Origin of the sequence: Pseudomonas sp. OV226 (assembly GCF_003148705.1) — a bacterium.
Classification (GTDB): domain Bacteria; phylum Pseudomonadota; class Gammaproteobacteria; order Pseudomonadales; family Pseudomonadaceae; genus Aquipseudomonas.
On the sequence record NZ_QGGS01000007.1, the window covers coordinates 100,115 to 126,003 of the forward strand.

At 58.5% G+C, this 25,889-nt stretch carries 25 protein-coding genes and 4 pseudogenes; 15 read left to right on the top strand and 14 right to left on the bottom strand.

Features of this window, described 5'->3' with window-relative positions:
• Nucleotides 1-1,383 carry a dihydrolipoyl dehydrogenase gene (gene lpdA / locus C7534_RS14410; protein WP_109786156.1) on the top strand — a complete coding sequence of 461 codons (1,383 nt, stop codon included), beginning with the start codon at nucleotides 1-3 and terminating at the stop codon, nucleotides 1,381-1,383.
• 300 nt (nucleotides 1,384-1,683) lie between these two features.
• Complete coding sequence (locus C7534_RS14415; protein ID WP_007948490.1) at nucleotides 1,684-2,703, top strand: branched-chain amino acid aminotransferase; 1,020 nt, start codon at nucleotides 1,684-1,686, stop codon at nucleotides 2,701-2,703.
• A gap of 93 nt (nucleotides 2,704-2,796) precedes the next feature.
• Here the strand turns inward: C7534_RS14415 and C7534_RS14420 are convergent, their stop codons facing one another.
• Nucleotides 2,797-3,552, bottom strand: coding sequence for an ArsR/SmtB family transcription factor (locus C7534_RS14420; RefSeq protein ID WP_046031444.1), 756 nt, complete (start codon nucleotides 3,550-3,552; stop codon nucleotides 2,797-2,799).
• A gap of 82 nt (nucleotides 3,553-3,634) precedes the next feature.
• On the opposite strand from C7534_RS14420, the gene C7534_RS14425 reads away from it, so the two are divergent.
• The gene (locus tag C7534_RS14425; RefSeq protein ID WP_109786157.1) at nucleotides 3,635-4,741 is read left to right on the top strand and encodes a cytochrome P450; all 1,107 of its coding nucleotides are present in this window, start codon (nucleotides 3,635-3,637) and stop codon (nucleotides 4,739-4,741) included.
• Nucleotides 4,742-4,747: 6 nt separating this feature from the next.
• Here C7534_RS14425 and C7534_RS14430 read toward each other — a convergent pair whose 3' ends face one another.
• On the bottom strand, nucleotides 4,748-5,224 hold the full coding sequence (locus C7534_RS14430) for an MEKHLA domain-containing protein (protein WP_256594773.1): 477 nt from the start codon (nucleotides 5,222-5,224) through the stop codon (nucleotides 4,748-4,750).
• A gap of 185 nt (nucleotides 5,225-5,409) precedes the next feature.
• Here C7534_RS14430 and C7534_RS14435 point away from each other — a divergent pair, with 185 nt between their 5' ends.
• Both C7534_RS14435 and C7534_RS14440 read left to right on the top strand, forming a co-directional pair.
• Nucleotides 5,410-6,441: a D-cysteine desulfhydrase family protein gene (locus tag C7534_RS14435; protein ID WP_109786158.1), complete on the top strand. Its 1,032-nt coding sequence runs from the start codon at nucleotides 5,410-5,412 to the stop codon at nucleotides 6,439-6,441.
• A 102-nt stretch (nucleotides 6,442-6,543) separates the two neighbouring features.
• A complete protein-coding gene (locus C7534_RS14440) occupies nucleotides 6,544-6,888 on the top strand; it encodes a pyocin S6 family toxin immunity protein (RefSeq protein ID WP_309475387.1) in 345 nt (114 codons plus the stop codon).
• Between the two features lie 45 nt (nucleotides 6,889-6,933).
• Here the strand turns inward: C7534_RS14440 and C7534_RS14445 are convergent.
• A pseudogene (locus C7534_RS14445) lies at nucleotides 6,934-7,098 on the bottom strand (FKBP-type peptidyl-prolyl cis-trans isomerase); the annotation flags it as partial.
• Between the two features lie 139 nt (nucleotides 7,099-7,237).
• Here C7534_RS14445 and C7534_RS14450 point away from each other — a divergent pair.
• Both C7534_RS14450 and C7534_RS14455 read left to right on the top strand, forming a co-directional pair.
• Nucleotides 7,238-8,478: pseudogene (locus C7534_RS14450) on the top strand (S-type pyocin domain-containing protein).
• Nucleotides 8,475-8,810: a hypothetical protein gene (locus C7534_RS14455; protein ID WP_109786159.1), complete on the top strand. Its 336-nt coding sequence runs from the start codon at nucleotides 8,475-8,477 to the stop codon at nucleotides 8,808-8,810. Before C7534_RS14450 ends, C7534_RS14455 begins: the two are co-directional and overlap by 4 nt.
• 104 nt (nucleotides 8,811-8,914) lie before the next feature.
• On the opposite strand, the gene C7534_RS14460 is transcribed toward C7534_RS14455, so the two are convergent.
• On the bottom strand, nucleotides 8,915-9,253 hold the full coding sequence (locus C7534_RS14460; protein ID WP_109786160.1) for an FKBP-type peptidyl-prolyl cis-trans isomerase: 339 nt from the start codon (nucleotides 9,251-9,253) through the stop codon (nucleotides 8,915-8,917).
• Nucleotides 9,254-9,575: 322 nt separating this feature from the next.
• On the opposite strand from C7534_RS14460, the gene C7534_RS14465 reads away from it, so the two are divergent.
• Entirely contained in the window at nucleotides 9,576-10,649 is a 1,074-nt protein-coding gene (locus C7534_RS14465; RefSeq protein ID WP_109786161.1) for a sensor domain-containing diguanylate cyclase, read from the top strand.
• Between the two features lie 5 nt (nucleotides 10,650-10,654).
• On the opposite strand, the gene C7534_RS14470 is transcribed toward C7534_RS14465, so the two are convergent.
• On the bottom strand, nucleotides 10,655-11,119 hold the full coding sequence (locus tag C7534_RS14470) for a hypothetical protein (protein ID WP_109786162.1): 465 nt from the start codon (nucleotides 11,117-11,119) through the stop codon (nucleotides 10,655-10,657).
• A 240-nt stretch (nucleotides 11,120-11,359) separates the two neighbouring features.
• On the opposite strand from C7534_RS14470, the gene C7534_RS14475 reads away from it, so the two are divergent.
• The 3 genes from C7534_RS14475 to C7534_RS14485 all read left to right on the top strand — a co-directional run bounded on the left by C7534_RS14475 (nucleotide 11,360) and on the right by C7534_RS14485 (nucleotide 14,215).
• Nucleotides 11,360-11,965, top strand: a complete 606-nt coding sequence (locus tag C7534_RS14475; RefSeq protein WP_109786163.1) for a DJ-1/PfpI family protein — start codon at nucleotides 11,360-11,362, stop codon at nucleotides 11,963-11,965.
• Nucleotides 11,966-12,120: 155 nt separating this feature from the next.
• Nucleotides 12,121-13,413: an MFS transporter gene (locus C7534_RS14480; RefSeq protein ID WP_046031452.1), complete on the top strand. Its 1,293-nt coding sequence runs from the start codon at nucleotides 12,121-12,123 to the stop codon at nucleotides 13,411-13,413.
• 25 nt (nucleotides 13,414-13,438) lie between these two features.
• Nucleotides 13,439-14,215, top strand: a complete 777-nt coding sequence (locus tag C7534_RS14485) for a substrate-binding domain-containing protein (RefSeq protein ID WP_109786164.1) — start codon at nucleotides 13,439-13,441, stop codon at nucleotides 14,213-14,215.
• Here the strand turns inward: C7534_RS14485 and C7534_RS14490 are convergent.
• On the bottom strand, nucleotides 14,205-15,119 hold the full coding sequence (locus C7534_RS14490; protein WP_109786165.1) for a LysR family transcriptional regulator: 915 nt from the start codon (nucleotides 15,117-15,119) through the stop codon (nucleotides 14,205-14,207). The genes C7534_RS14485 and C7534_RS14490 overlap by 11 nt on opposite strands.
• Nucleotides 15,120-15,313: 194 nt before the next feature.
• On the opposite strand from C7534_RS14490, the gene C7534_RS14495 reads away from it, so the two are divergent.
• Nucleotides 15,314-17,125, top strand: a complete 1,812-nt coding sequence (locus tag C7534_RS14495) for a monovalent cation:proton antiporter-2 (CPA2) family protein (RefSeq protein ID WP_109786166.1) — start codon at nucleotides 15,314-15,316, stop codon at nucleotides 17,123-17,125.
• A 131-nt stretch (nucleotides 17,126-17,256) separates the two neighbouring features.
• On the opposite strand, the gene C7534_RS14500 is transcribed toward C7534_RS14495, so the two are convergent.
• From C7534_RS14500 to C7534_RS14510, 3 genes are all read right to left on the bottom strand, one after another.
• Nucleotides 17,257-17,796 carry a hypothetical protein gene (locus tag C7534_RS14500; RefSeq protein ID WP_109786167.1) on the bottom strand — a complete coding sequence of 180 codons (540 nt, stop codon included), beginning with the start codon at nucleotides 17,794-17,796 and terminating at the stop codon, nucleotides 17,257-17,259.
• A gap of 220 nt (nucleotides 17,797-18,016) precedes the next feature.
• On the bottom strand, nucleotides 18,017-18,955 hold the full coding sequence (locus C7534_RS14505; protein ID WP_109786168.1) for a hypothetical protein: 939 nt from the start codon (nucleotides 18,953-18,955) through the stop codon (nucleotides 18,017-18,019).
• 187 nt (nucleotides 18,956-19,142) lie between these two features.
• On the bottom strand, nucleotides 19,143-19,448 hold the full coding sequence (locus C7534_RS14510) for a hypothetical protein (protein ID WP_109786255.1): 306 nt from the start codon (nucleotides 19,446-19,448) through the stop codon (nucleotides 19,143-19,145).
• Between the two features lie 176 nt (nucleotides 19,449-19,624).
• Here C7534_RS14510 and C7534_RS14515 point away from each other — a divergent pair, with 176 nt between their 5' ends.
• Together C7534_RS14515 and C7534_RS14520 are read left to right on the top strand one after the other, a co-directional pair.
• The gene (locus C7534_RS14515; protein WP_046031458.1) at nucleotides 19,625-20,308 is read left to right on the top strand and encodes a response regulator transcription factor; all 684 of its coding nucleotides are present in this window, start codon (nucleotides 19,625-19,627) and stop codon (nucleotides 20,306-20,308) included.
• The gene (locus C7534_RS14520) at nucleotides 20,286-21,683 is read left to right on the top strand and encodes a sensor histidine kinase (RefSeq protein ID WP_109786169.1); all 1,398 of its coding nucleotides are present in this window, start codon (nucleotides 20,286-20,288) and stop codon (nucleotides 21,681-21,683) included. Before C7534_RS14515 ends, C7534_RS14520 begins: the two co-directional genes overlap by 23 nt.
• 233 nt (nucleotides 21,684-21,916) lie before the next feature.
• On the opposite strand, the pseudogene C7534_RS33155 reads toward C7534_RS14520, so the two are convergent.
• The 4 genes and pseudogenes from C7534_RS33155 to C7534_RS14545 all read right to left on the bottom strand — a co-directional run.
• Nucleotides 21,917-22,086: pseudogene (locus tag C7534_RS33155) on the bottom strand (SRPBCC family protein); the annotation flags it as partial.
• Nucleotides 22,087-22,109: 23 nt separating this feature from the next.
• A complete protein-coding gene (locus C7534_RS14530) occupies nucleotides 22,110-22,913 on the bottom strand; it encodes an SDR family NAD(P)-dependent oxidoreductase (RefSeq protein ID WP_109786256.1) in 804 nt (267 codons plus the stop codon).
• Between the two features lie 50 nt (nucleotides 22,914-22,963).
• Nucleotides 22,964-23,143 (bottom strand): annotated as a pseudogene (locus C7534_RS14535) (aldo/keto reductase); the annotation flags it as partial.
• A gap of 146 nt (nucleotides 23,144-23,289) precedes the next feature.
• On the bottom strand, nucleotides 23,290-23,658 hold the full coding sequence (locus C7534_RS14545; protein WP_109786170.1) for a DUF6124 family protein: 369 nt from the start codon (nucleotides 23,656-23,658) through the stop codon (nucleotides 23,290-23,292).
• A gap of 399 nt (nucleotides 23,659-24,057) precedes the next feature.
• Between C7534_RS14545 and C7534_RS14550 the strand changes: the two genes are divergently transcribed.
• The gene (locus C7534_RS14550; protein ID WP_109786171.1) at nucleotides 24,058-24,996 is read left to right on the top strand and encodes a LysR substrate-binding domain-containing protein; all 939 of its coding nucleotides are present in this window, start codon (nucleotides 24,058-24,060) and stop codon (nucleotides 24,994-24,996) included.
• On the opposite strand, the gene C7534_RS14555 is transcribed toward C7534_RS14550, so the two are convergent.
• Nucleotides 24,908-25,504, bottom strand: a complete 597-nt coding sequence (locus tag C7534_RS14555) for a DinB family protein (RefSeq protein ID WP_109786172.1) — start codon at nucleotides 25,502-25,504, stop codon at nucleotides 24,908-24,910. The two genes, C7534_RS14550 and C7534_RS14555, sit on opposite strands and share 89 nt — an antisense overlap.
• Nucleotides 25,505-25,889: the final 385 nt, after the last annotated feature.

Below are 25,889 nucleotides of genomic sequence, written 5' to 3' on the forward strand. Positions count from 1 at the left end.
ATGCAGACTTTGAACACAACATTGCTGATCATCGGCGGCGGCCCCGGCGGTTATGTGACCGCGATCCGAGCCGGTCAGTTGGGAATCCCGACCATTCTGGTGGAAGGTGAATCGCTGGGCGGTACATGCCTGAATATCGGCTGCATCCCGTCGAAAGCGCTGATCCACGTCGCTGAGCAGTTTCACCAGACGCAACACCACAGCCAGCATTCAGCCTTGGGCATCAGCGTTTCGGCACCAACCCTCGACATCAGCAAGAGCGTCGAGTGGAAGGACGGCATCGTTGATCGCCTGACCACTGGCGTCGCGGCGCTGCTGAAAAAGAACAAGGTCCAGGTCATTCAAGGCTGGGCCAAGGTGATCGATGGTAAAACCGTCGAGGTTGGCGACACGCGCATTCAGTGCGAGCACCTGGTGCTGGCCACCGGTTCGAAAAGCGTGAACCTGCCGATGCTGCCGATTGGCGGTCCGATCATCTCCTCCACCGAAGCCCTGGCGCCGACGTCCGTGCCCAAGCGACTGACCGTGGTCGGTGGCGGCTACATCGGTCTGGAACTGGGGATTGCCTATCGCAAGCTCGGCGCCGACGTCAGCGTAGTCGAGGCACAGGAGCGGATCCTGCCGGCTTACGACGCTGAACTGACTCAGTCGGTACACGACGAACTGAAAAAACTCGGCGTGAAGCTTTACTTGAAGCATAGCGTTCAAGGCTTTGATTCCTCGAACAATTCTATTCAAGTTCTTGATCCAAACGGCGACACCCTGAACCTGGAAACCGATCAGGTGCTGGTCGCCGTGGGTCGCAAACCGAACACCCAGGGCTGGAACCTCGAAGCGCTGAACCTGGACATGAACGGCTCGGCGATCAAGATCGACAACCGCTGCCAGACCAGCATGCGCAACGTGTACGCCATCGGTGACCTGAGCGGCGAACCAATGCTCGCGCACCGGGCCATGGCTCAGGGCGAGATGGTGGCTGAACTGATCAGCGGTAAAACCCGCGAGTTCAACCCTACCGCCATTGCCGCCGTGTGCTTTACCGACCCGGAACTGGTGGTGGTCGGCCAGACCCCGGACGAGGTCAAGGCGGCGGGTCTGGACTGCATCGTTTCGAGCTTCCCGTTCGCGGCCAATGGCCGGGCGATGACGCTGGAATCGAAAAGCGGCTTCGTGCGGGTGGTCGCTCGTCGGGACAATCATGTGATTGTCGGCTGGCAAGCGGTGGGCGTCGGGGTTTCCGAGCTGTCCACGGCCTTCGCCCAGAGCCTGGAAATGGGCGCGCGCCTGGAAGACATCGGCGGCACCATCCACGCGCATCCGACCTTGGGCGAGGCCGTGCAGGAAGCAGCGTTGCGAGCCCTTGGCCACGCGCTGCACCTGTAAAACCGTACGCAATACCTTGTAGCAGCTGACGAGCCCCGCGAGGCAGCGGCCGGCGACGAAGTCGTCGCAAGACCTGCGACCCAGTGCTGTCAGGCACACCGAGCCAGCCGGATTACGACGACTTCGTCGCCGGACGCTGCCTCGCGGGGCTCGACAGCTGCTACACCGGGACGTATCGATGGTCGCAGAGATCGAATTGCAGGCTGCGAAATGGGTCCGGAATGAAGTATTGTTGTCCCCATCCAAAAAACGTCAGAAGCCTTGAACCGTTTCGACGGTTGTTCAGTGATAGAGGGTGTCATGGGTAACGAAAGCATTAATTGGGACAAGCTGGGTTTTGACTACATCAAGACAGACAAGCGTTTCTTGTCGTACTGGCGCAATGGCGAGTGGGACAAAGGCACCCTGACCGAAGACAACGTGCTGCACATCAGCGAAGGCTCCACCGCCCTTCACTATGGCCAGCAATGCTTCGAAGGCATGAAGGCCTATCGTTGCAAGGACGGTTCGATCAACCTGTTCCGCCCGGACCAGAATGCCCTGCGCATGCAGCGCAGCTGTGCACGTCTGCTGATGCCGTTCGTCGAAACCGAACAGTTCATCGAAGCGTGCAAGGCCGTGGTCCGCGCCAACGAACGTTTCATCCCGCCTTACGGCACCGGCGGCGCGCTGTACCTGCGTCCGTTCGTGATCGGCGTGGGTGACAACATCGGCGTGCGTACCGCGCCCGAGTTCATCTTCTCGATCTTCGCCATTCCGGTTGGTGCCTACTTCAAGGGCGGCCTGACCCCGCACAACTTCCTGATCTCCAGCTTCGACCGTGCAGCCCCACAAGGCACCGGCGCGGCCAAGGTCGGTGGCAACTACGCCGCCAGCCTGATGCCAGGCTCCCAGGCCAAGAAAGCGCACTACGCCGACTGCATCTACCTGGACCCGATGACCCACACCAAAATCGAGGAAGTCGGTTCGGCCAACTTCTTCGGGATCACCCACGACAACAAGTTCGTCACCCCGAACTCGCCGTCGGTACTGCCAGGCATCACCCGCCTGTCGTTGATCGAGCTGGCCAAATCGCGTCTGGGCCTGGAAGTGATCGAAGGCGACGTGTTCATCGACAAGCTCTCGGACTTCAAAGAAGCCGGCGCTTGCGGTACTGCTGCCGTGATCACCCCGATCGGCGGCATCAGCTACAACGATCACCTGCACGTGTTCCACAGTGAAACCGAAGTCGGCCCGGTCACCCAGAAGCTCTACAAAGAGCTGACCGGTGTGCAGACTGGCGACATCGAAGCGCCGGCGGGCTGGATCGTCAAGGTTTGATCTGACGTTGCAGTACGCTTGAGTAAAAAAGCCCGGCCATCCATTGGATGACCGGGCTTTTTTTCATCTGCACCTTATTAATATTTTTATATATCAGTGTCTTACAGCAACTTCATGAGATGTTTCATAAACAGGAGCGGGCGATCCGCTTGAGGGCGGTAACATCAGGTCAAACCGCGTACTCAGTGCCTTGCGCCCCACCGCTGTCAACGTCAACGCCCGGCTGTCCAGATCCTGCGTCACCCATTTGCGCTGGATCGCGGTTTGCAGCAACGCTGCACCCAATGAGCCGCCCAGATGCGGCCGGCGCATGCTCCAATCCAGGCATGGGCAAGCGAAACGACGACGCAAGGTGTTCAGGTCCTTGACCTCGATCCCCAATCCTTCGAACAGCACCTCGCCACTGTCGCTCAGCCGATAGGCCTGCTCATCGGTTTCCAGCAACCAGCCTTTCTCCAGCATCCGGTCATGCAGCAACACCGCCAACGTCCCCGCCATGTGGTCGTAACAGGTGCGGGCAAATTGCAGCCGATCCGGCGTGCGCGAGTTGAACGTCGGCGCAGTGTTCTGGCCAATCACCATCAATGCTTCCAGTGCCTGGGCCACACGCTTGTCCGCCAGGCTGTAATAGCGATGGCGGCCCTGCACGTGCAGCCGCACCAGTGCCAGTTCCTTGAGTTTGGCCAAGTGCGCGCTGGCGGTAGAGGCGCTGACTTCGGCAATTGCCGCCAGCTCGGTGCTGGTGCGTGCATGGCCATCCATCAGGGAACAGAGGATTTTCGTCCGGGCCGGCTCCGCGATGGCTGCCGCGACCTGAGAAACGCCGATGTCGTGTTGTTCTACGTTCATATTTCGCTCCCGGACGAATCAAGGGCTTTTCGGACTGGAGATAGTAGCAACACTTTCCCCGACACGAACAAGGCTGTGGCCCATGGACCCGATCATCGCTGCGACTCATGCCGACCCTTATCCCTATTACGCGCAATTACGTGCACAAGGCGGGCTGGTTTTTCACGAACGACTGAATATGTGGGTAGCCAGCACTGCCCGAGCCGTTGCCGCTGTACTGGCGCATCCCGATTGTCATGTCCGACCGGCGCAAGAACCGGTGCCCAAGGCGATTGCCGGTGGTATGGCGGGCAAGGTATTCGGGCAATTGATGCGCATGAATGAAGGCGAACGGCAGCGCTGTCCGAGGTCGGCGATTGAGCCTGGGTTAGCGCTGATTGATGTGGATGAAGTCAATTCGCTAGTGGCCGCGCGGTTGATCACGCCGCACGCCGATGGGTTATACAACGCCATGTTTCGCGGGCCGGTGTGCGTAGTGGCGGCGTTGCTGGGATTCACGCCGGCTCAGGGTCGGGCGATCAGCGAGCTGACGGCGGAGTTTGTTGCGTGCCTGTCACCGCTCAGCGATCAGGCGCAACTCAATGCCGCACAGGCTGCCGCCGAACATTTACGGGGTTACTTGATTGAGCTTCTCGACGATGCGGATAACAAGAGCCCGCTGCTCGCCGGGATTCGCGGGCGCTTTACGGGTGACCCCGAAACGCTGTTTGCCAATCTGATCGGATTGTTTTCCCAGACGTTTGATGCCACTGCAGGACTGATCGGTAATGCGCTATTGGCAGTGATTCGACATCCATTGCTACTGGAGGCACGCGCAGAAGATGTGATTGCCGAAACCCAGCGTTTTGACCCGTCGGTACAGAACACTCGCCGGTTTGTCGCCGCGCCGTGTGAAATCGAGGGGGTAAGCCTTGATTCGGGCGATGTGATTCTTCTGCTGTTGGCGTCGGCCAATCGCGATCCGCAGCTCAATGATCGTGCGGACGTCTTTCTGGTGGATCGCCCGCAGCGTCGCAGTTTTACCTTCGGCGCCGGAAGGCATCATTGTCCGGGGCACGTATTGGCGTTGGGGATTGCCAGTGCGACGCTGCGGGAGATTCTGGCGCATCGACCTGCGCTGGAGCAGTTTGCCTGGGCGTATCGGCCTTCGCTGAATGGCCGGGTTCCGGTGTTTCGTGACGCGCCATGAGACCTGTCAATCCATTAACGACCCGACACACTCTGCATCCGGCCAGAACAATGCCGCCTGCCCCCGATGCTCGCCGTGCTGATCGATCAGGGTCCAGACCTTGCCTTCGTAAATCATGAAGGCATGGCCGTCCCTGTCCACCCGCCAGCCGCTATAGCCATGAGCAATTCCGTTCGCCGTGACCTGTTCCAGCAGTGACTGGCGCATGGCTCGGTCCAACGGCGAAGCGCTGAACCGTGACGGCATGCCAAGGAACTGCTCGCGATCGTATTTGAAACAGGCCAGCGTCTGTTCATTGGCGTAGAAGAAACGGGGATCGCCTTCAGTGCCATGGGCTAACAGGCTGTAAGGCGCGTGCTCGTGCAACCAATGCAAGCGTTCCGGCCCGGTCAGTGATTCAGGGGCCGGCAGCCCCTGGCCGGTCCAGTGCCGATAAGCCTCGTCCAGCAACTGAACAGCCGCGTATTCGTTGATTGGCGACACGCGCCCTCCCATGCCATTGCGTTGGTGATACGACGCGCCATAGCCTATCCAAATCGATCAGAAAAATCCTCTGACCTTACCTTGCATTAATTACATCAGGTTAAAGGAGTAATTACCTGCGATGCGTTTATCGAGAGTGGCTTTCTCCCTAGAGTCACCGCAACAAAACCCGCGAGGCGCCATTGATGCAAACCCTACTGGACACGTCTCTGAGTTCTTTTGCCCGGACCGACCTTTTGCAAGGCCCGACGCCAATCCAGCGCGCTGAACGCCTTGAACAGCAGTTGGGTTTGAAGGCCCGAGGCATCGGCCTGTTCGTCAAACGCGATGACCACATGCTGATTGGCGGTGGCGGCAACAAGCTGCGCAAACTCGAATTTCATCTCGGTGCAGCGCTGGCAGCAGGGGTCGACACGGTCTTCACCATCGGCGGCCTTCAATCCAATCATGCGCGCCTGACCGCCGCGGCATGCGCCCGCCTCGGCATCGCCTGCGAACTGATCCTCACCCGTTCAGTGCCCAAAACAGAAGTGGACTACGAACTTAACGGCAACATCCTGCTCGACCAATTATTCGGCGCCACCCTCCGCGTGCTTGCCGGCGGCAGCAATTCACTCGCCGAAGCCGAGAATCGTGCCGAACACCTTCGGGGTTCCGGACGCAAGGTGCTGGTGATTCCTACGGGTGGTTCGACACCACTGGGCAGCCTTGGCTATGCGCGCTGCGCGGCGGAGATCGCGCAACAGGAAACCGAACTCGGCCTGACCTTCAACCAGGTCGTGGTGCCGAACGGCAGCGCCGGCACCCACGCCGGGCTCGCGGCCGGGTTTGAGCTACTGGATCGAAGTGCCTCGCTGGTGAAGTCCTACTCGGTTTTATCAGACAGAGAAACTTCGGCGGCCCGAACCCTGCAACTGACTCAGGAAATACTGGCATTGCTGGGCAGCAGCGCCACTGTTCAGGCTTCAGATATTGTCATCGACGGCAGTCAGTTGGGCGATGGCTACGGCCTCCCGACGCCGGCCATGCGCGAGGCGGTGCACTTGATGGCTCGCGCAGAAGGCCTGTTGCTCGACCCGGTGTATTCCGGCAAAGCGTTTGCCGGGCTAGTGGCCGATCTCCGGGACGGGCGCTTCCAGCGCGGGGACAATGTGCTGTTTGTGATGACGGGTGGTGCGCCGGGGTTGTATGCGTATAGGGAGGCGTTTCAGGGGTGAGCCATTGAAACAACGGCCGCAATCTCAGAACTCTCCTACATCTATCAAATGCCCATTGATATAGCGTTTACATCGTTTTTAAAGGATGAGACAAGAACGCTAATGGCTCGTAAAACAGAGACACCTTTGGTTCAAAGCCCGACATCCGTCGACGGGCACCCTGCCTGTAACAGCCACGACCACCCGAAAACCATTCAGGACGCCCTTCATTTTTTTTGGATAAGCGGATTTTTAAAAGATGATCAGGCAGGTGACTTTCTAAAATACGAACTGACCGTTCCGCCTGAGTCAGAAGTCGCGATACTGTGTGTACTGGGCTGGAAGAATCTTGATCAAAGCGAGGACGGGGACTGTTTACTGACGGCCGGGCAGGTCCAACAAATCGCAATAGCGCTCAATGAGCAGCTACCGACTGAATTGGACCTCTTCATCGGGCTGCGGGAGTAGGTTTTCCAAACGTACCCACCGACGCCGATTCAACCCCAATGCCAGTCAATCATCCCCCGTCAGCACTTCCAGCAATTCAATCTCGAAAATCAAATTTGAGTTCGGCGTGATCTTGCCCATCGTCCGTTCGCCATAGGCCAGATGCGCCGGCACCAGCAATTTGCGCTTGCCGCCCACCTGCATGCCCATGATCCCTTGGTCGCAAGTTTTGCATATGTAGGTTGGTACTGATCTACAGCGAAGAGCGCCATTTGTAACAACAGCCGGAGCTTCGGACCCGTCCTACATCTTTCAAATACCCTTTGATATAGCGTCCGCATCGCTTTCAAAAAATGAAACAAGGACGCTCATGGCCCGCAAAACAGACATACCCAGGATTCAAAACCCACCGTCAGGCGACGGGCACCACATCACCAGCCGCTACATGACCGCCTCCGAACTGGCAGAACGCGACGCGAGGCAAAAAACATATGAAGACATGTTGGCCCGACAACAGGCATATGAAGACCGTTTCATAAGGCAACCTCAGCAACATGACCAGCCCAGCTCCAAGGGTTGCGTATTCGCCAAAAGTTGCAACCTCCCCGACGGCGTAATCAACCACGACAATCCAACCGGGTTTGTCCCGGTCGAGAAATTGGCGGACTACGGAAAGTTCTCGCTTTTAGATGGCAGTGAAAGGGATGAAGCAGGAAACATACCTCTCAAAAAAATCAGTGGTAGCGCATTACCTCGCTCATTCGGAACACTGATTTTGGGTGGCGTAGGAGCTGCTGGCTCCGGGGGGAGGCTGCAAGCGGTGCGGGGGTAGTGACGGCTGGTGTTGTTGCTGGCGCTTTGGCGGGAGTCGTTGCGTTGCTCTGGCCATCGACGCTCGGGGACAGTTCTCTGTATTCGGAAGAACAGCTCAAATCACTCAAAGAAGGTCGCACCCGAGTTCGCCTGCATATAGAACAACAGGCCAACGGCACCTTGAAAGCATACGGATACAACACTCAAAAGCGCAGCGACTGGGAAATGATTCCTGTCGTGCAGTTTGTAGCTCAAGGCTCTCAGCAAGTGGCTGACTTTGGTAACGGGGTAACGCTGATATGGACACCAGCCGTAGATCCGTCGAGCACTTCGGGAATCCCGCCGCTAGAAGGAGCTCCACAAGCTCCGCAAATCTGGATTTATCCGCCTACACCAGCGGCTGACAGCATCATTGTTAACCCGATCTACCCGCCTGAGTACAAGGACTTCATCCTTGTTTTTCCGGCTGATTCCGGCATCAAGCCTCTTTACATTGTCTTTTCCCTGCGATTCGATGCTGCCAGGTACCATGGAAAGACGGATACACCAGTTAAAAGTAAGGGTCCCGAGAATGGCCAGGATGCTTTGGATAATTCAGTACAGGTAAAACCTACATCGGAACGCAGGATTGGTATTGATCCCAAAACGAACGAGTTTGTCGTCTTTGATCATACGGGAGGGGACGATTACCACGGACATGTCAGAGCATGGAATAAACTCCATCAAGATATGAAAAATGTATTGATCAAGGCAAAAAAAGCCGACACCAAGGGAAACATCCTGGGAGCTAAACAGTGAGTCTTATCTACCACGATCCGTCGATTAGCCATGACGAAGCAGTCAGTCTCGTTGATAGCGGCTTAGAAAGGAACATTGTCACCGCGCTGATTTCCATCGGATTAAATGAGCAAGACAGTGCCTGGGCTCAGACCATTTGCCTGAAACATCTCGAGAGTGGCACTCAGTCGGTGGCTGCGGCAGCAATCACCGCACTCGGCCATGTAGCCCGCAGATTCGGTGAGCTTGAAATGCAAGCCGTGATGCCCGCCCTTGATTCCGTAAAAGGAAAATTCCCTGCACTTGAAGCCACAGTTGCTGACACGCTCGACGATATTGAAATGTTCACCTGACTCGCTAAATCAAAACCAGAAATCACCCTCCCAACACATAAAAACCCCACCATTTCTTCTAACAGAGATGGCGGGGTTCGCCATTTCAGCCCACACCCAACAAATCAATCATCCCGCGTCAGCACTTCCAGCAGTTCAATCTCGAAAACCAAATTCGAATTCGGCGTGATCGCCCCCATCGAACGCTCGCCATAGCCTAGATGCGCCGGCACCAACAGCTTGCGCTTGCCGCCCACCTGCATGCCCATGATCCCTTGGTCCCAGCCCTTGATAACCCGACCGGTGCCGATCACGCACTGGAAAGGTTTGCCACGGCTGTAGGAAGAGTCGAATTCAGTGCCGTCTTCCAGCCAGCCACGGTATTGGGTGGTGATCAGCGCGCCTTTGACAGCGGCTTTGCCGTCGCCTGGCTGGAGGTCGATGATTTGCAGTTCTTCATTCATGACGATGTTTCATCTGTTGGCGGAATTCGAGGGGCGTGGTTTTCCCAGAAAATCACCCGGCTGGCAACTACTCAGGCGCCTTAATCTCGGTGAGACAACATTTCCACGACTTTCTTGTCTTCCTTCTGCTTCGCCTCGACCGCGAAGTACTGACCTGAGACATGCTGATGATCTCCAGCAGGTGGATGATCACGAAGCTGAGGGCGTGCCAATCAAGTCTAGCGCTGGCTGCAAAGAAAGCGACTGTAACCCGGTGACCGGGTGAACTAACATAAACACCTAATCCTCCTCGGTTTAACACCCCAATGATGGCGATCCCTGAATGAATCCGCTCTGGACCAGCGCAGCCATCGGCTCAGTCCTGCTTGCCCTGCTCATCGCGATGATCCATCGGGAACGTTCGCTGAAAAAGCAATTGGCCGAATGCCGGACGCTGATCGCCAGCCTGTCCCAGGGCCCTTCTGTGCGCCAGGATGGCGATGTCGAACGCTTCAAGCGCAGCCAATATTTCGCCCGCATTGGCACCTGGGACTGGGACGTCGACACCGAAAAACTTTACTGGTCGGATGCGATCTACGGCATGTTCGGCTTCAAGATCGGCGAAGTGACGCCCTCCTACGCCCTGTTTTGTTCCTGCGTACACCCGGAGGACCGGGCCAGCGTGCGTGCCGGGGAGTTGCGCTGCCTGGAAACCGGCGAAAACCATGACGAAGAATACCGCGTGGTCTGGCCCGACGGCAGCATTCACTGGCTGCGGGAAACCGGCAATGTGGTCAAGAACGACCACGACGCCACCATCAAAATGATGGGTGTAGTGCGCGACATCACCGAGGAAAAAGCCTCCGCCAGTTACCTGCAACACCTGGCTCACTACGACCCATTGACTGGCCTGCCCAATCGCCTGGTGCTCGAAGAACGCTTGTCCGAAGCGCTGGAACAAGCACGCATCAGCGCCACCCGGATTGCGCTGGTGTTTGTCGACCTCAATGGTTTCAAGGCGATCAACGACCACTACGGTCATGCCGCCGGCGACCGCGTCCTGATCACCACCGCCACACGTTTGAAGACGATCTTGCGCTCAACCGACACCGTCGCCCGCATTGGCGGTGACGAGTTCGTGGTCATCCTTCAAGGCTTGTCCAAAAACATCTGCCTGCAGGAAGAAGCCCGCACTATCTCTCAGAAAATCTTCGTCGAACTGTCACCACCGATCACCATCGGCAACGATCAGCGCCACATCGGCACCAGCCTGGGCGTCGCGGTGTTTCCGGACCATGCACAGAGCATGGACCGGTTGATTCATATTGCGGACCTGGCGATGTATGAAGCCAAGCGCAGTGGCAATAATCAGTATCGGTTGGGCGATCAGATAGACAGTCACAGCCGGGTGGAATGACCCGATCAGTCTTGGCGCTGGCCAAAAAGAATGCCGTTGAACGTGTGGGTGCAGCATTGACACTTCGCCTTCATGCCTTGTGCCGTCAGCTTCGGGTTAACGATCTGCAAATCCCCTTGGTCGTCGACATATAGGCCACTGAAATAGCTCGACTCTCCCAGACGAACTGTCTCCTGCCTTTCGCTTTCACGCAGGGCAACCATCCAGAACACCGGTTCATGCCTGTCGAGGCGGGCTACCGCCTCACTGAAAACCTCATTCCATTGCTTGCCGACGCGGGACAACAGAAACCGAAACAAAGGCGTGTAATCGAACCCGTAACGGCGAGTTCCGTGCATCGAACCCCGTGACGCGTCACTCAGAACTTCAGCCTTGGTGTTTCGTTGGTGACGGTAGGCACCGGTTTGGTCGTTGCACCGAACGCCCCACGTGCGGGTATTCTCCTTGCGGTAAAGCGGTTTCTTTTCCAACGAGCGGCTCCTGACATCCAGTCAATAAATTCGACCCAAAGCCTCACTGGAACGGCGGACGATTTCAAATAGCCTTCCATGGCAAATTGTTGCTGGTGACTAAATGCCTCACTGGAATGGCGCCCACAATCGCTTCAACGCTTTCAGGCCTGACTGTTTCGATGATTCTGTCCCGCACTGTACCGGGAGTTGCGCCCCGGGTCGGCGTAGGCTGCGTAAAAACACCCGGGATCAACCGCCATGCACATCGCCATTCTGACTTTCGACGGTTTCAACGAACTCGACTCCCTGATTGCTTACGGCATGCTCAGCCGGGTTTCGCTGCTGGGCGACAAGGACTGGCACGTGAGCATTGCCTCGCCGACATCGCGGGTCACGTCGATGAATGGTTTGACCATCGACGCGCACATTGATCTGGCCGAGGCCTGTCAGGCGGATGCGGTGCTGGTCGGCAGTGGCAGGAAGACCCGGGAAGTGGCCGAGGATTCGACGATCATGGACCAACTGCGCTTCGACCCAAGCCGCCAGCTACTGGCTGCGCAGTGTTCTGGCACTTTTCTGTTGGCAAAACTCGGGCTGCTTGGCGACGCCCCCGCGTGCACCGATTCCATCAGCAAACCGTGGGTGCAGGCGGCCGGGGTCAATGTGGTCAATCAGGCGTTTTATGCCAATGGCAATGTCGCCACGGCGGGGGGTTGTTTGTCGGCGCAGTACCTTGTCGCGTGGTTGCTGGCACGTTTGAAGGGCACTGAAACGGCGCACGAGGTACTGCACTATTTCGCGCCCGTGGGTGAGAAAGAAGGCTACGTGGCGCAAGCGTTTACTCACATCGAGGCCCATCTGTAGCGGCACCGCCCGCAAGTGCATTGATCCGTTTGGCGCATCAATGCATGCCAACAATGCACTTATCATATCGATCTTCCTGCTCCACTATCCGCCCCAATAAGAACCGTGCTCCGCGTCCAGGCGGGCACGTCATAAAAGCGGTGGAGTACACGTCAATGACAACATCAATCCCGACCGGGCGCTCCCGCGCCAGTGCGATTTTCCGGGTCACCTCGGGCAACTTCCTCGAACAGTTCGACTTCTTCCTTTTCGGCTTTTACGCCACACAGATCGCTGCGGTGTTCTTCCCCGCCAGCAGCGAGTTCGCGTCCTTGATGATGACCTTCGCCGTGTTTGGTGCAGGCTTTCTGATGCGCCCACTGGGAGCCGTCGTACTGGGTGCGTACATCGATGACGTGGGCCGGCGCAAAGGGTTGATTGTCACGCTGTCGATTATGGCGAGCGGCACGATTCTGATTGTGTTGGTGCCCGGCTACGAAACCATCGGGTTATTCGCACCTGCCATCGTGCTGATTGGCCGATTGCTTCAAGGCTTCTCGGCCGGAGCGGAAATGGGTGGTGTGTCGGTGTACCTCTCCGAGATCGCCACCCCCGGCAACAAGGGCTTTTTCACCAGTTGGCAGTCTGGCAGCCAGCAGGTAGCAATCATCGTTGCGGCGGCGCTGGGCTATGGGCTCAACCAATGGATGGCGCCCGCGATGATCGCCGACTGGGGCTGGCGGATTCCGTTTTTCGTCGGCTGCATGATCGTGCCGTTCATTTTCTTCCTTCGGCGCAACCTGGAAGAAACCGAGGAATTCGCTGCGCGCAAACACCGGCCAAGCATGGCTGATGTGTTCCGTACCCTGGCACAGAACTGGGTCATCGTGTTCGCCGGGATGATGATGGTCGCGCTGACCACCACTGCGTTCTACCTGATCACGGTCTATGCACCGACCTTTGGCAAAACCGTGCTGCACCTCAGCACATCCGATGCATTGTTGGTGACCTTGCTGGTGGGTGTCTCGAATTTCATCTGGCTGCCGATCGGGGGCGCGTTGTCCGACCGTATAGGCCGGCGTCCGGTGTTGATTGCCATGGCTCTGCTGACCCTTGCCACCGCGTATCCGGCGCTGACCTATCTGGTGAACGCACCGAGCTTCATGCACATGTTGCTGGTGCTGTTATGGCTGTCGTTCATTTACGGCTTGTACAACGGCGCAATGATCCCCGCGCTCACCGAAATCATGCCGAGTGAGGTTCGAGTTGCCGGCTTCTCTCTGGCTTACAGCCTGGCAACAGCAGTGTTTGGTGGTTTCACGCCGGCGATGTCGACGTTTCTGATTCAGTACACCGGCGACAAGGCCGCGCCGGGTTACTGGATGAGTTTCGCCGCACTCTGCGCCTTGGGCGCAACGCTGTATCTGTATCGCCGTTCGACCGGTCGCCTGCAACCGGCGGTGTCTTGATCCTGCCCTTTTCGAGAACATGGACATGAACAAACTATTGAAATTTGCAACCCTGACGCTGGCTGCCAGCCTTGGCCTGAGTAATATCGCGCAGGCCGAAGAGATCCGCGTGATGACCTCAGGTGGTTTCACTGCTGCGTACAAAATCCTCGGCCCGAAATTCGCCGAGTCTACCGGTAATACCCTGGACACCGCTCTCGGCCCTTCCATGGGCAAAGCCCCGGAAGCGATCCCGAATCGTCTGGCCAGAGGTGAGAAAGCCGACGTGGTGATAATGGTCGGTTACGCCCTGGATGAACTGATCAAACAGGGCAAAGTCGACCCGGCTTCTCGGGTTGAACTGGCGGACTCGCGAATTGGGCTGGTGGTACGCGAAGGTGCTCCCAAGCCAGACATCAGCTCCGTCGACGGTCTGAAAAAGACCCTGCTCGATGCCCGCTCGGTTGCTTATTCCGACAGTGCCAGCGGCGTGTACATCGAAGATCAACTGTTCAAGCGACTGGGCATCGAAGACCAGCTCAAACCCAAGTCGAAGATGATCCCGAAAATCCCGGTGGGTTCGGTCGTTGCCAGTGGCGACTATCAATTGGGTTTTCAGCAGGTCAGCGAATTGCTGCCAGTGCCGGGGGTGAGTTTTGTAGCGAAGATTCCGGAGTCAGTGCAGTCGGTGACCCGATTCGCCGCCGGTATTGCGGTGGGTGCGCAACACCCTGCGCAAGTCAAGGCCTTGCTTGAGTACCTGGCCTCCTCAGCCGCTCAGTCGGATGTAAAGTCAACAGGGCTGGATTCTGTCAGCCGCTGATCGTAGGTGACTGCACTTTCATTTCCACCACCAGCCGCTCCAGTTCCAATGCTGCCGGGGTCAATGTACGACCCCGGCGCTTGATCAGACCGACGCTGCGCATCACTTGCGGTTCGATCAATGGCACCCGGGTCAGGATCGGATGATCTGCCGCTGGCATCGCCATCAGCGGCACCGCCGCGACACCCAATCCCGCTTCCACCAGGCCAATCATTGTCGTCACATGCCGCGTTTCGCAGATGCTCGGCCGCTGCGGCACGATGCCGGTCAGTGCCTGATCCAGCAAGAAGCGGTTGCCCGAGGTTTTGTCCAGCGAGATGTAATCCTGCTGATAGAACTCGTCCCAGGTCACGCTGCTGCGCCCGGCCAGCGGGTGATCGCGCCGACAAGCCACCACGTAGCCCTCCTTCACCAGCGGTTCGAACTCGACTTCGGCCTCCAGCGTGCCCATGAAACTCAGGCCGAAATCCGCCTCACCGTTGACCACTGCACTCAGCACCTCGTGCGCGCTGGAATCCAGCACTTTGACTTTGATCCGTGGGAATTGCCGGTGGTAATGGGCGATTACCCGCGGCATGAAGTAGTAAGCCGCCGACGGCACGCAGGCAACCGTGACATGGCCGAGCCGGGTCGAGGCCACTTCGCTGATGCCCAGCAACGCCACGTCCAGGTCATCCAGTAACCGCTCGACACTGGGCATGAAACCGCGTCCCGCCTGGGTCAGGCTGACCTTGCGCGTGGTGCGCTCGAACAGTCTCACACCCAGGGCATCTTCAAGTTTTTCGATCCGACGACTCAGTGCTGGCTGGGAGATACGCACCGTATCGGCGGCCTTGCGAAAACTGCCCTGCTCAACCACCGCGCGAAAAGCCTGGAGATCGTTCAGGTCAAAATTGATGGCCATCGGTGTGTACTCGTGAACAAACAGATTGATCAGCTTATCCTATGAATGTCACTAATTGATGCAAAATGTAACCGCACCTTCAACATCAGCGCGCTTCAACGGTGTAGACGCTAACCCCGTTTATGTTCATAGCTGACGCCTCTCGCCTCAGCCTTTATCCTTGCCCCCCCGCCGTACCGTTGTTGGAGTCAGTCATGCCCCATGAAGGCAACCTTTTACAAGCCGCTGTCGTGTTTCTGTTCGCGGCGGTGCTCGTCGTTCCCCTGGCCAAACGCATGCAGTTGGGTGCCGTCTTGGGTTATCTGTTTGCCGGCGTCCTCATCGGGCCGTCGGTGCTGGGGCTGATTGGCAACCCGCAAAGCGTCAGTCATATCTCTGAACTGGGCGTGGTGTTGCTGCTGTTCATCATTGGCCTTGAGCTGTCGCCGCGGCGCTTGTGGGTGATGCGCAAATCGGTGTTTGGCGTGGGCCTGGCACAGGTGCTGCTGACCGGTTCGGTCATCGGCGTAGTCGCCTTGTTCGTGTTCGGCCAACCGCTGAACAGCGCCATCGTGCTCGGTCTGGGCCTGGCCTTGTCGTCGACAGCCTTTGGCCTGCAAAGCCTCGCCGAGCGCAAGGAACTGACCAGCCCTCACGGTCGCCTGGCGTTTGCGATTCTGCTGTTTCAGGACATCGCCGCGATCCCGCTGATTGCTATGGTGCCGTTGCTGGCCGGCGGTGATCACACTTCCACTGCTGCGCAAGACTTGAATCACGGCTTACGCGTGCTAGGCAGCATTGCCGTGGTAGTGATCGGTGGACGTTACCTACTGCGACCGGTGTTTCGCGTGGTCGCCAAAACCAGTCTGCCGGAAGTGTCCACCGCGACCGCGCTGTTGGTGGTGATCGGCACGGCGTGGTTGATGGACCTGGTCGGCGTGTCCATGGCGCTCGGTGCGTTCCTCGCCGGGCTGCTGCTGGCTGACTCCGAGTACCGTCATGAACTGGAAGCGCAGATCGAGCCGTTCAAAGGCCTGTTGCTGGGGCTGTTCTTTATGAGCGTCGGCATGGGCGCCAACCTGAGCCTGTTGCTCAACGCACCGATTGCAGTACTCGGGCTGACCCTGCTGCTGATCGCAATCAAATTGCCGCTGCTGTTTGTGGTCGGGCGATTGGCTGGTGGGCTGGGCAAGGTCAGTGCGATCCGCTTGGGCATCGTGCTGGCGGCCGGCGGTGAGTTCGCGTTTGTGGTGTTCAAGATCGGCCGCGACCAGGGCTTGTTCGAACCGCACCTGTACGACTTGCTGGTGCTGACGATCACCTTGTCCATGGCGGTGACACCGCTGTTGTTGCTGCTGTGCGCACGTCTGTATTCGCCGAAGGTGCAACCGGTCGTGGTGCCCGAGAAATTCCGCCACATCGACACCGATACGCCGCGCGTGGTGATTGCCGGCATGGGCCGGATGGGGCAGATCGTCGCGCGGATTCTGCGGGCGCAGAACATCAAGTTCGTGGCGCTCGACACCTCGGTTGAAACCATCGAACTGTCCCGCAGTTTCGGCGGCGTGCCGGTGTTCTATGGTGACCCGATGCGCCCGGAAATCCTCAGCGCGGCCAAGGTCGAGCAGGCGGAATATTTCATCATCGCCACCGATGACCCAGACACCAATATCAAGACCGCCGAGGTCGTGCACCGGCTGTATCCGCACATCAAAATCATCGCCCGTGCACGTAACCGTCAGCATGTGCACCGGTTGGTGGACCTTGGCGCCGAGGCCATCCGCGAAACCTACTATTCGAGCCTTGAGATGAGCCGGCGCACGTTGGTTGGCCTGGGTCTGACCCAGGCCCAGGCCGATGCGCGGATCAAGCGCTTCCAGCATCACGACGAACAGGTGCTGGAAGCACAGCATGCGGTTTATGACGATGCAGCGAAGGTGTTGCAGACGGCGCAGGAAGCGCGGGCAGAGTTGGCGAAACTGTTTGAGTCGGATCAGTTGGAGGAGCAGGAGGCGAGCAAGGTTTAAGCGGTGTGGCGACTGTAATGACGCCATCGCAAGCAAGCCATGCTTCCACAGTGTGACAGTGTGCCCCTGTGGGAGCATGGCTTGCCCGCGATGAACGATGACGCGGTGCAATGCCAGGCGCCTCCCAAAAATCAGTTGGAAAACACGTACTCGCCCTTGACCCTTTTCGAGCCGACGAAGCCCAGGTCCGGGAACAGCAGCACTTTTACCCAAGCGACAAAACACACGATGCCCAACGTGATCACAAAACCGGCCACGGTCATCACCGGGTCTTCCTCATATCCCTTGAACATCCGCGAGATCTGGCTGACGGTCAGAATCAAGTAAAGGGTGTAGGCCCGTGCCGAGTTCTTGTAGAACCCCCAGGCAAACGCCAGCGGCACCAGCACCGCAAACAGAGTAAAAAACACCACGGCACCGGGGCCGATCGTCGAGCCCAGGTAAAATCCGCTGACGGCACCTAGCAAGGCTTGAACGCACATCAGTGCCAGCAAAATATTGACCTTGAGTGCGTGTTTTTCCCGTAGCGCCGGATCCGCTCGGGCGCCAATCCAGTAAGCCAGTACCCGGTCCTTGACCGCCCCACCGGAAAACGCCTTGAACGTTTCGGTTTTGGAGCGCCCGGCTTCGAGCATTGCCGCCAGTTGCCGCTTGATTTCCTTTTTGTCCAACTCACTACTCCCCTTTCAAAGACAACCCAATTCAAGAACCGTGGCGGGCATCTTCGCTTTATTGGAGGCCACAAAGCAAAACGCCGCTTCCACCAGAGGCAGAAGCGGCAGAGGCATGTGCCTCAAGGGATCAATGCATGAACAAGGCGATCAGGATGATGATCGGGATGGGCACGCCGAGGAAGAACAGCAGTAATGAGCGCATGATGATTCTCCTGGGTTAACGAACAGGTTGCAGCGAAGCGGTGGTGAGGTAGGCGTCGGTTTCGACATACACCACAGCGTCCCGGCGGCGACCGCCGAAGGTCGCGGCGAGGCTGGCGAAAAAAGCGCCGATCAGCAGTGCGATGAACATCCACAACGAGGTCCAGGCGGCGACTTTCGCGGCCGTGTCGGCGGCTTGCTGTGCGGCCAGTTTGGCGTCGGCAACGGCTTTTTGCGTACGGGCGTAGACGTCATCGACACGGCGTTCAGCGTCTGCCTGAGTCAGGTTGGTCCGCTGTGCAACAAGTTGCGCCAGGTAAGTCCGATCTTCGGCGGTCAAGCCGTTGTTACTCAGGCTGCGCATGAAGATGCGCGTGACCGTGCCACGCACGGCGTCATCGCTGACGGCTGCCGGGCGATCGTCACGAAACAGGCTGTCGACGAAGTAACCGTACTGATCGCTGTCGGTATTACCGGCCGCAGTGCTCGCCGCTTGAGTGGCCGCACTGGCCGCCCCGCCGACCACGCTCGCCCCGGCTTGCACACCGCCACTGACGATGCTGCTGACCGAGCCGACCACCAGGGTCGCCGTCACCAGCGTCGCCACGCACCAGGCGAGAAAGCCATGGGCGGTATCACGGAAATACACCTCGTCACCGTGCAGGTTCGCCCACTTGATCCGCAGGCGACCGGCAATGTAGCCACCGAGCCCGGAAGCGACGATTTGCGTCGCCGCCAGCCACACGATGGTTGATATGCCCAGGCTCTTGGCGCTCACGCCTTCATTGGCCCACGGCGATACCGCGGAAAAACCCAGGCCGACACCGAGCAGCAAAAGGATCAACGACAACGCCGCGGCTGCCGCGGCCCCGGCGAAAATCGCGCCCCAGGACACCCCCGACAGCGTGCTTGTTTCTTCTGCGATGGGATAGAAACCTTCAGAGGATCTATTCATTGTTGTATCGCTCCAGGCAGGAAAGATGGTGTTACAACTCTTCGAATGAGTAATTGCAGTCACCGTGCCAGTCGCGACTTTTAAATAAATCGTTGTATTTCAATAATCTATAAAGATTGAACTTCCCTTTTCCATGCATTTTGCAAGGAACACGTCATCCCGACGGGTTTTATGCACTGCAGATGAGTTACTTGCGCTTGTAGCTTTTATTACCGCTAGGCGTCAGGCAATACACCCCGCCTCTGGGCCCGGTGCAGAACGAACCAGTGCCGCAGGCGCAGCCATCGTCGCTCTGGATCAGCGTTTGCGGACGGGCCTGGCTTTGGCCGCCATACATCGCCGAGCAGCTTTTCTTAGAACCGCTGATGGAGCCGTCATTGCACAAAAACAGATCGCCATCGCAGCGGGCAATACCGCCTTTCTTTCCCGAACAAGGTGTATTGCCCGCCCAGGCAGACAGGCTGGTGAGGCACAACAGCAATACAATCAGCATCCCACTACGGCGAATCAACGAGTGCACAACGCAGCTTCCTGTTTAAGTTGTGGCCGTATGATATCAATGTTCCGCAGTGGCCCCTGGTGCAACATGAAAGTTAATTTATTAAGTCACGCGTAATTCTGGGCAAAATGTTCCCCACTCCGTATTGAACCGATTATCAGGCCAGCCTTATGACCCGCATCTTGACCATCGAAGACGACGCCGTGACCGCCCGGGAAATTGTCGCCGAACTGAGCAGCCACGGCCTCGATGTCGATTGGGTCGACAACGGTCGTGAAGGCCTGGAGCGTGCCGTCAGTGGCGATTACGACTTGATCACCCTCGACCGCATGCTGCCGGAGCTCGATGGCCTGGCGATTGTCACCACGTTGCGGACCATGGGCGTGGCCACGCCAATCCTGATGATCAGCGCCCTCTCCGACGTCGATGAGCGCGTGCGTGGTTTGCGCGCCGGCGGTGACGATTACCTGACCAAACCGTTCGCCACCGATGAAATGGCCGCCCGGGTCGAAGTGCTGCTGCGCCGTCAGAACACCGTGACCGCCCAGGCCACCACCTTGCGAGTGGCCGACCTGGAACTCAACCTGATCAGCCACGAAGCCAGCCGCGCCGGCCTGCTGCTGACACTGCTACCGACCGAGTACAAGTTGCTCGAATTCCTGATGCGCAACACCGGGCAGATCCTGTCGCGCATGATGATTTTCGAAGAAGTCTGGGGCTACCACTTCGACCCCGGCACCAACCTGATCGACGTGCACATCGGCCGTCTGCGCAAGAAAATCGATCCGCAAGGCCAGGTCCCACTGATTCGGACCGTGCGAGGCTCGGGTTATGTCATTGCCGAACCCGTCTAAAGGCTGGCGTTCCTCCAGCAGCCGTTTGCTGGCGCTCTACAGCTCGCTGTTCGTGATCTGGAGCGCGATCCTCATGGGTGTCATGTATTACGAGGTGTCCGCTTACCTGGACAATCTGGCCAAACACTCGCTGATGCAACGTCAGCATCTGTTTTCACGCTTTCAGGGCGAACAGCTGGTGGACGCCCTAGCCGTCAGCATGACCTTCGACATACGTGGCATCGACGCCTATGGCCTGTTCGACCACCAACATCGCTACCTCAGTGGTGCGCTGCACCATATCCCCGAAGACTTGCCGCTGGACGGCAAGATCCACATGCTCAGCGACTGCGCAGAGTCCGACGACCCGACCCTGCCCGCCGACAGTTGCGACGCCGTGGCGACCCAGACGCGTGACGGTCGCTGGCTGATTCTGGTGCGCGACAACGGTTCGTTGTTCGCTGTGACCCGGATCATCCTTCACGCGTTGTTCTGGGGTGTCACGCTGACCATTCTTCCGGGCATCGTCGGTTGGCAGGTGTTGCGCCGCCGACCGCTGCGGCGTATCCGCGCGATCCAGGCCAGCGCCGAAGCCATCGTTGCCGGCGATTTGACCCGGCGCCTGCCATTGTCCAATCGTCGTGACGAATTGGACATGCTCGCTGCCATCGTCAACGCCATGCTCGAACGCATCGAGCGTTTGATGCACGAGGTCAAGGGTGTTTGCGACAACATCGCCCACGACCTGCGCACCCCGCTGACACGCCTGCGGGCCCAGTTGTACCGGATTCAACAGCAGGCTGAAGACGGCTCGACGCTGGCCGTGCAACTGGATTCCGTACTCGGTGAAGCCGACACCCTGATGGCGCGTTTTCGTGGGTTGCTGCGGATCTCCGAGCTGGAGGATCGCCAGCGTCGGTCGGGGTTCGTGCAACTCGATCCCGTGCCGTTGCTGCAAGAGCTGCACGACTTTTACCTGCCACTGGCGGAAGAAGGCGAACTGGTGTTCACACTGCAATTGCCGGCGACATTGCCCGCACTGACTGGCGATCGCGCACTGTTGTTCGAAGCCGTGGCGAACCTGTTGAGCAACTCGATCAAATTCACACCTCCGGGTGGCGAGGTGATTTTGCGTGGGGTCAGCGAGGGCGGGTTTACGCGAATCGAAGTGCTCGATTCAGGGCCAGGGATTCCCGAGGCCGAGCGGGAGGCGGTGTTCCAGCGCTTTTATCGTGCTGAAGGCGGAAATCAGAAAAGCGGGTTTGGGTTGGGGTTGTCGATCGTCGCGGCGATTGCCAGCCTGCATGGCTTTGCGCTTGCAGTGGGTAACAGCGAACTCGGTGGCGCGCGGTTGGCGCTCGATTGCAAAAGCTCTGCACTGACACAACCGTTGTAGCAGCTCTGTAGCAGCTGCCGAGCCTGCGTTCGCTTGTAGCAGCTGTCGAGCCTGCGAGGCTGCGTCCGCTTGTAGCAGCTGCCGAGCCTGCGAGGCTGCGTCCGGCTGCGAAGCAGTCGTAAACCCTGCACACGCGGTCTATCTGAAACACCGCGCCATCTGATTCCACGACTGCTTCGCAGCCGAACGCAGCCTCGCAGGCTCGGCAGCTGCTACAAGGTTAAGTCGTACTTCTAAGCGGAATAGTTGGCCCGCAAAGCGTCCAGTCCACCCTGATTAATCCCGGTAAACAACGCCACGACTTCTTCCTCACTCCCCCCACCGGCTCAAACCAAGCCGACCACGTCACCCGCGCCCCCTGCCCCTGCGCTTCAACGTTGATCGTCGCCAAATACTTCGTGGAAATGCTCTCTCAATCACTGGTTTTCAAATCGCCAGGCTATCGACGACACCTCCGTCGACCCGCAGCGCCGCGCCGGTGGTTGCCGAGGACAGTGGCGAAGCGATGTAGGCCACCAGGTTGGCGACTTCCTCGACATCTGCCACGCGCTGGATGATTGAGGTCGGCCGGGCCTTGCGCACAAACGCATCGGCTTCTTCGCGAACGCTGCGGCCGGAGGCGGCGGTGGCGGTGGCGTCCTTGAGCATCTGTTCCAGGCCATCGGTCAACGTCGGGCCGGGCAGGATCGCATTGACCGTGACGCCAGTGCCGGCCAGCCGTTTGGCCAGGCCATGAGACACTGCCAGGTTGGCGCTTTTGGTCACGCCATAATTGAGCATGTCGGCGGGGATCGCGATGCCGGATTCCGAGGACAGGAAAATCACCCGGCCCCAACCCTGCTTGACCATGTCTGGCACGTAATGCCGGGACAGGCGCACGCCAGAGATCACGTTGACCTCATAAAACCGCGTCCACTCGCTGTCTGGCGTGTCGAAGAAATCGACGTCGTTGAAGATCCCGAGATTGTTCACCAGGATGTCCGCGCGCGGTTCGGCAGCGAACAACACCTCGGCGCCTTCGGCGGTGCCCAGGTCGGCGGTGAGGCCACGCAACTGAGCCCCTGGCACACTCTGACGAATGCTCGCCAGCGCCTGCTCGACCTTGGCCGTCTCGCGGCCGATCACTACCACCGTGGCGCCGGACTCGGCCAGTGCCTTGCTGATGCCCAGGCCAATGCCGGCGGTGCTGCCGCTGACAATCGCGAGTTTTCCAGTCAGATCAATTTTCATGCTCAAACTCCTGTGATTGGCAATGGCGCGCGGTCGGCCACCCGTTTGGCCTCGCGCACCACCGGCCAAAATGCCCGAACTGTAAGGACCACCGACCACGATCTCGACGTTCTGTGCCAACGCGACGTCCATAAGACATTGAAGGCACGATCATGGCCCAGAAGAGTGTAGCGACCCGCCAGCAGGAAGCCGTCGGGTTGGGCATCGGTCAGATCAAGGGTCAGTTCGCAAGAGCCAAGGGCGGCTTAAGGCGAGAGGATCGTTCCCACGCTCTGCGTGGGAATGCCTAAAGGGGCGCTCCGCGTTCCAGCTTTAAAATGGGACGCGGAGCGTCCCGGGCTGCATTCCCACGCAGAGCGTGGGAACGATCTGTGCGTTAAGCGTTTTGCGGGTCGACGTTATCCAGCATCCGGTTCACCGCCAGTTCACCCAGCATGACGGAGTGTTGAATGCCCAACAGGGTGTGACGCTGCGGGCCGCTTAACTGCCCCGCGAATTCGCTCAACATGACGCTCGCGGACGCCAACGTCTCGCAGGCGTTCACCAGCAACGTTTCGTTATCGGTGTCGGGGCCGACGAAGTAGATCGTGCTGGGTTTGCGTGGCGTGTCTTTGGGGATGACGGGTTTGAGGTAGTAATCGAGGGCGCGGTCGGCGGCGGTATTGAGTTTTTTGGAATCGGTGGATTCGTAGGGGGAAACGTCGTCGGTGACGGTTTCGGGTGGGTTGGGTGTGATCTTGAACACAGTGAAACTCCTTGATTGGCGGAGCCGCCACCGTTCGCGGTCAAACGATAAGGTGGCAGCTGTACGCGGGTTGACCGACCGGAAATCAAGGAATCCGGCACACCCGAAGGTGTCCCGCGCACAGCCACCGCAAAAAGCCTGACACTTTTCTTGGACACTGATACGCCTTGATCGAATCGGACGGTCAAATCCGGTCGCTGAATTGGCAGCGACCCGCAAACAGTAAAGTCCCGGCCCAAGGCGCACAAGCCGGCGGATTCTGGCGCAGTCGTAGGTAACGGCGCAAGGATGTGTAGCCTCGCAGAGTGTCTGGAGATGTGTGTTAAACATCGCTGTTTAATGGCTCTTCCAGGTTTGATGCTTTACTGAACAAACCCTCAAATCCCTGCGAGCCTCTCCATGAACCGCAACGACTTGCGCCGCGTGGACATGAACCTGTTGGTGATTTTCGAAACGCTGATGTTCGAGAAAAACCTGACCCGCGCCGCGGAGAAACTGTTCCTCGGCCAACCCGCCGTCAGCGCCTCGCTGGCCAAGTTGCGCGATCTGTTCGACGACCCGTTGCTGGTGCGCATCGGCCGTTCCCTGGAACCCACCCCACGGGCGCTGGCGATTCTCAAGGAGTTACAGCCGGCAATGGACACCATTTCCGGCGCGGTCAGCCGCGCCAAGGATTTCGACCCGTCCACCAGTCGTGATGTGTTCCGCATCGGCTTATCCGACGACGCCGAGTTCGGCCTGTTTCCGCCGCTGCTCAAGCAAATTCGCGAAGAGGCGCAGAACGTTGTGGTGGTGGTGCGACGCGTGAATTTTCTGCTGATGTCGTCGATGCTCGCCAGCGGCGAGATTTCTGTCGGAATCAGTTACACCACGGAGTTGCCGGCCAACGCCAAGCGCAAAAAGTTGCGCGACCTGAGCGTGAAGATCCTGCGCGGCGATGACCGCCCCAGCCCGCTGACGCTGGATGAATTCTGCGAGCGCCCCCATGCATTGGTGTCGTTTTCCGGGGATTTGAGTGGGGCCATCGACAACGACCTGGCGCGTATCGGACGTTCACGGCGGGTCGTGCTGGCGGTGCCGCAATTCGCCGGTTTGCGCTCGTTGCTGGCCGGCACCGATATGCTCGCCTCGGTGCCGGATTATGCCGCGTGTGCATTGATCGAAGGCAGCAGCCAGTTGCGGGCCGATGACCCGCCGTTCGACATCGTGCTGTCCGAGCTGTCCGAGCTGTCCATGGTCTGGAACGGCGTCAACGATAACGATCCGGCAGAACGCTGGTTGCGCTCGAAAATTGCACAGCACATGTCGGCTCCACTGCCGGGGTATGCAGCGACTTGAAAGCGGTTGGCTGGGCCTCGCGCAGGTACACCGGCAAGTCCGTGACCGGCGGCATGGCCGGTATCTCGAAGTACATCTGGATCACCCAGCCACGGTGATAGCTGGCGTGGTTGACCACATGCATCAGCATCGCGCCGGCGCTCATGGTGCCGCTTTCGCCCGATACAAACGTAAATTCGAAGGGTTTATCCAGCGATGCATCGGTCTGGCGTTCGCTCCAGTCGCAGTACCAGTGATCGATCTCCCGTTGCGCCCTGCGCAGATCGGCAAGGTCGGCATGCAACAGATCGTGTGAGGTTTTGAAACCGTGGCCTCGGCCTTCGAGGTGAGCCTGCCAGATGCAGTCCACGACGTAGATGTGGTTCAGGGTGCCGATCATGTTTTTGAATACCGACACTCGCTCTTTGCTGACCTCGCCCGCCGGCAATGCCGCCAGGCTGTCAAAGAGGCGCTGGTCGGCCCAGTTTTTGTAATCGGCAAGCATGCGGGCCGTGCGTACGTTGATCATCAGAGGTCTCCCATGGTGATGGGCGCACTGCAAAGCATAGCCCTGATGGCGGGCCGCATCACAAACGCTGATAACTGGCGCCTGCGCCACACGACTTCTGTAGCAACTGGCGAAGCCTGCGTCGGCCGGTCCGCGCTCGGGCGCAGTGGTCGCCAACTCACACACTGGGTTCCATCAGACAAATCGCACGTGCAGGATTTACGACTGCTGCGCAGCCGGACGCAGCCTCGCAGGCTCGGCAGCTGCTACACAATTGTGTAAGCAGTTAGATAAAGACAACTCACTGTCATTTAGCTGAACCACTAATTAAGTTTGTCGCTATTTCCACTCAATGCACTATTAATCGGGCATTTAAGGTTGACGTATCCAACGTCCCTGAGTAAAT

Coding starts and splice junctions, on each gene's coding strand:
- C7534_RS14435 (WP_109786158.1), top strand. CDS start 5,410: ATGCAAACCCTACTGGACACGTCTCTGAGTTCTTTTGCCCGGACCGAC.
- C7534_RS14480 (WP_046031452.1), top strand. CDS start 12,121: ATGACAACATCAATCCCGACCGGGCGCTCCCGCGCCAGTGCGATTTTC.
- C7534_RS14550 (WP_109786171.1), top strand. CDS start 24,058: ATGAACCGCAACGACTTGCGCCGCGTGGACATGAACCTGTTGGTGATT.
- lpdA (WP_109786156.1), top strand. CDS start 1: ATGCAGACTTTGAACACAACATTGCTGATCATCGGCGGCGGCCCCGGC.
- C7534_RS14460 (WP_109786160.1), bottom strand. CDS start 9,253: ATGAATGAAGAACTGCAAATCATCGACCTCCAGCCAGGCGACGGCAAA.
- C7534_RS14475 (WP_109786163.1), top strand. CDS start 11,360: ATGCACATCGCCATTCTGACTTTCGACGGTTTCAACGAACTCGACTCC.
- C7534_RS14420 (WP_046031444.1), bottom strand. CDS start 3,552: ATGAACGTAGAACAACACGACATCGGCGTTTCTCAGGTCGCGGCAGCC.
- C7534_RS14515 (WP_046031458.1), top strand. CDS start 19,625: ATGACCCGCATCTTGACCATCGAAGACGACGCCGTGACCGCCCGGGAA.
- C7534_RS14465 (WP_109786161.1), top strand. CDS start 9,576: ATGAATCCGCTCTGGACCAGCGCAGCCATCGGCTCAGTCCTGCTTGCC.
- C7534_RS14530 (WP_109786256.1), bottom strand. CDS start 22,913: ATGAAAATTGATCTGACTGGAAAACTCGCGATTGTCAGCGGCAGCACC.
- C7534_RS14555 (WP_109786172.1), bottom strand. CDS start 25,504: ATGATCAACGTACGCACGGCCCGCATGCTTGCCGATTACAAAAACTGG.
- C7534_RS14425 (WP_109786157.1), top strand. CDS start 3,635: ATGGACCCGATCATCGCTGCGACTCATGCCGACCCTTATCCCTATTAC.
- C7534_RS14520 (WP_109786169.1), top strand. CDS start 20,286: ATGTCATTGCCGAACCCGTCTAAAGGCTGGCGTTCCTCCAGCAGCCGT.
- C7534_RS14415 (WP_007948490.1), top strand. CDS start 1,684: ATGGGTAACGAAAGCATTAATTGGGACAAGCTGGGTTTTGACTACATC.
- C7534_RS14485 (WP_109786164.1), top strand. CDS start 13,439: ATGAACAAACTATTGAAATTTGCAACCCTGACGCTGGCTGCCAGCCTT.
- C7534_RS14440 (WP_309475387.1), top strand. CDS start 6,544: ATGGCTCGTAAAACAGAGACACCTTTGGTTCAAAGCCCGACATCCGTC.
- C7534_RS14495 (WP_109786166.1), top strand. CDS start 15,314: ATGCCCCATGAAGGCAACCTTTTACAAGCCGCTGTCGTGTTTCTGTTC.
- C7534_RS14510 (WP_109786255.1), bottom strand. CDS start 19,448: ATGCTGATTGTATTGCTGTTGTGCCTCACCAGCCTGTCTGCCTGGGCG.
- C7534_RS14490 (WP_109786165.1), bottom strand. CDS start 15,119: ATGGCCATCAATTTTGACCTGAACGATCTCCAGGCTTTTCGCGCGGTG.
- C7534_RS14505 (WP_109786168.1), bottom strand. CDS start 18,955: ATGAATAGATCCTCTGAAGGTTTCTATCCCATCGCAGAAGAAACAAGC.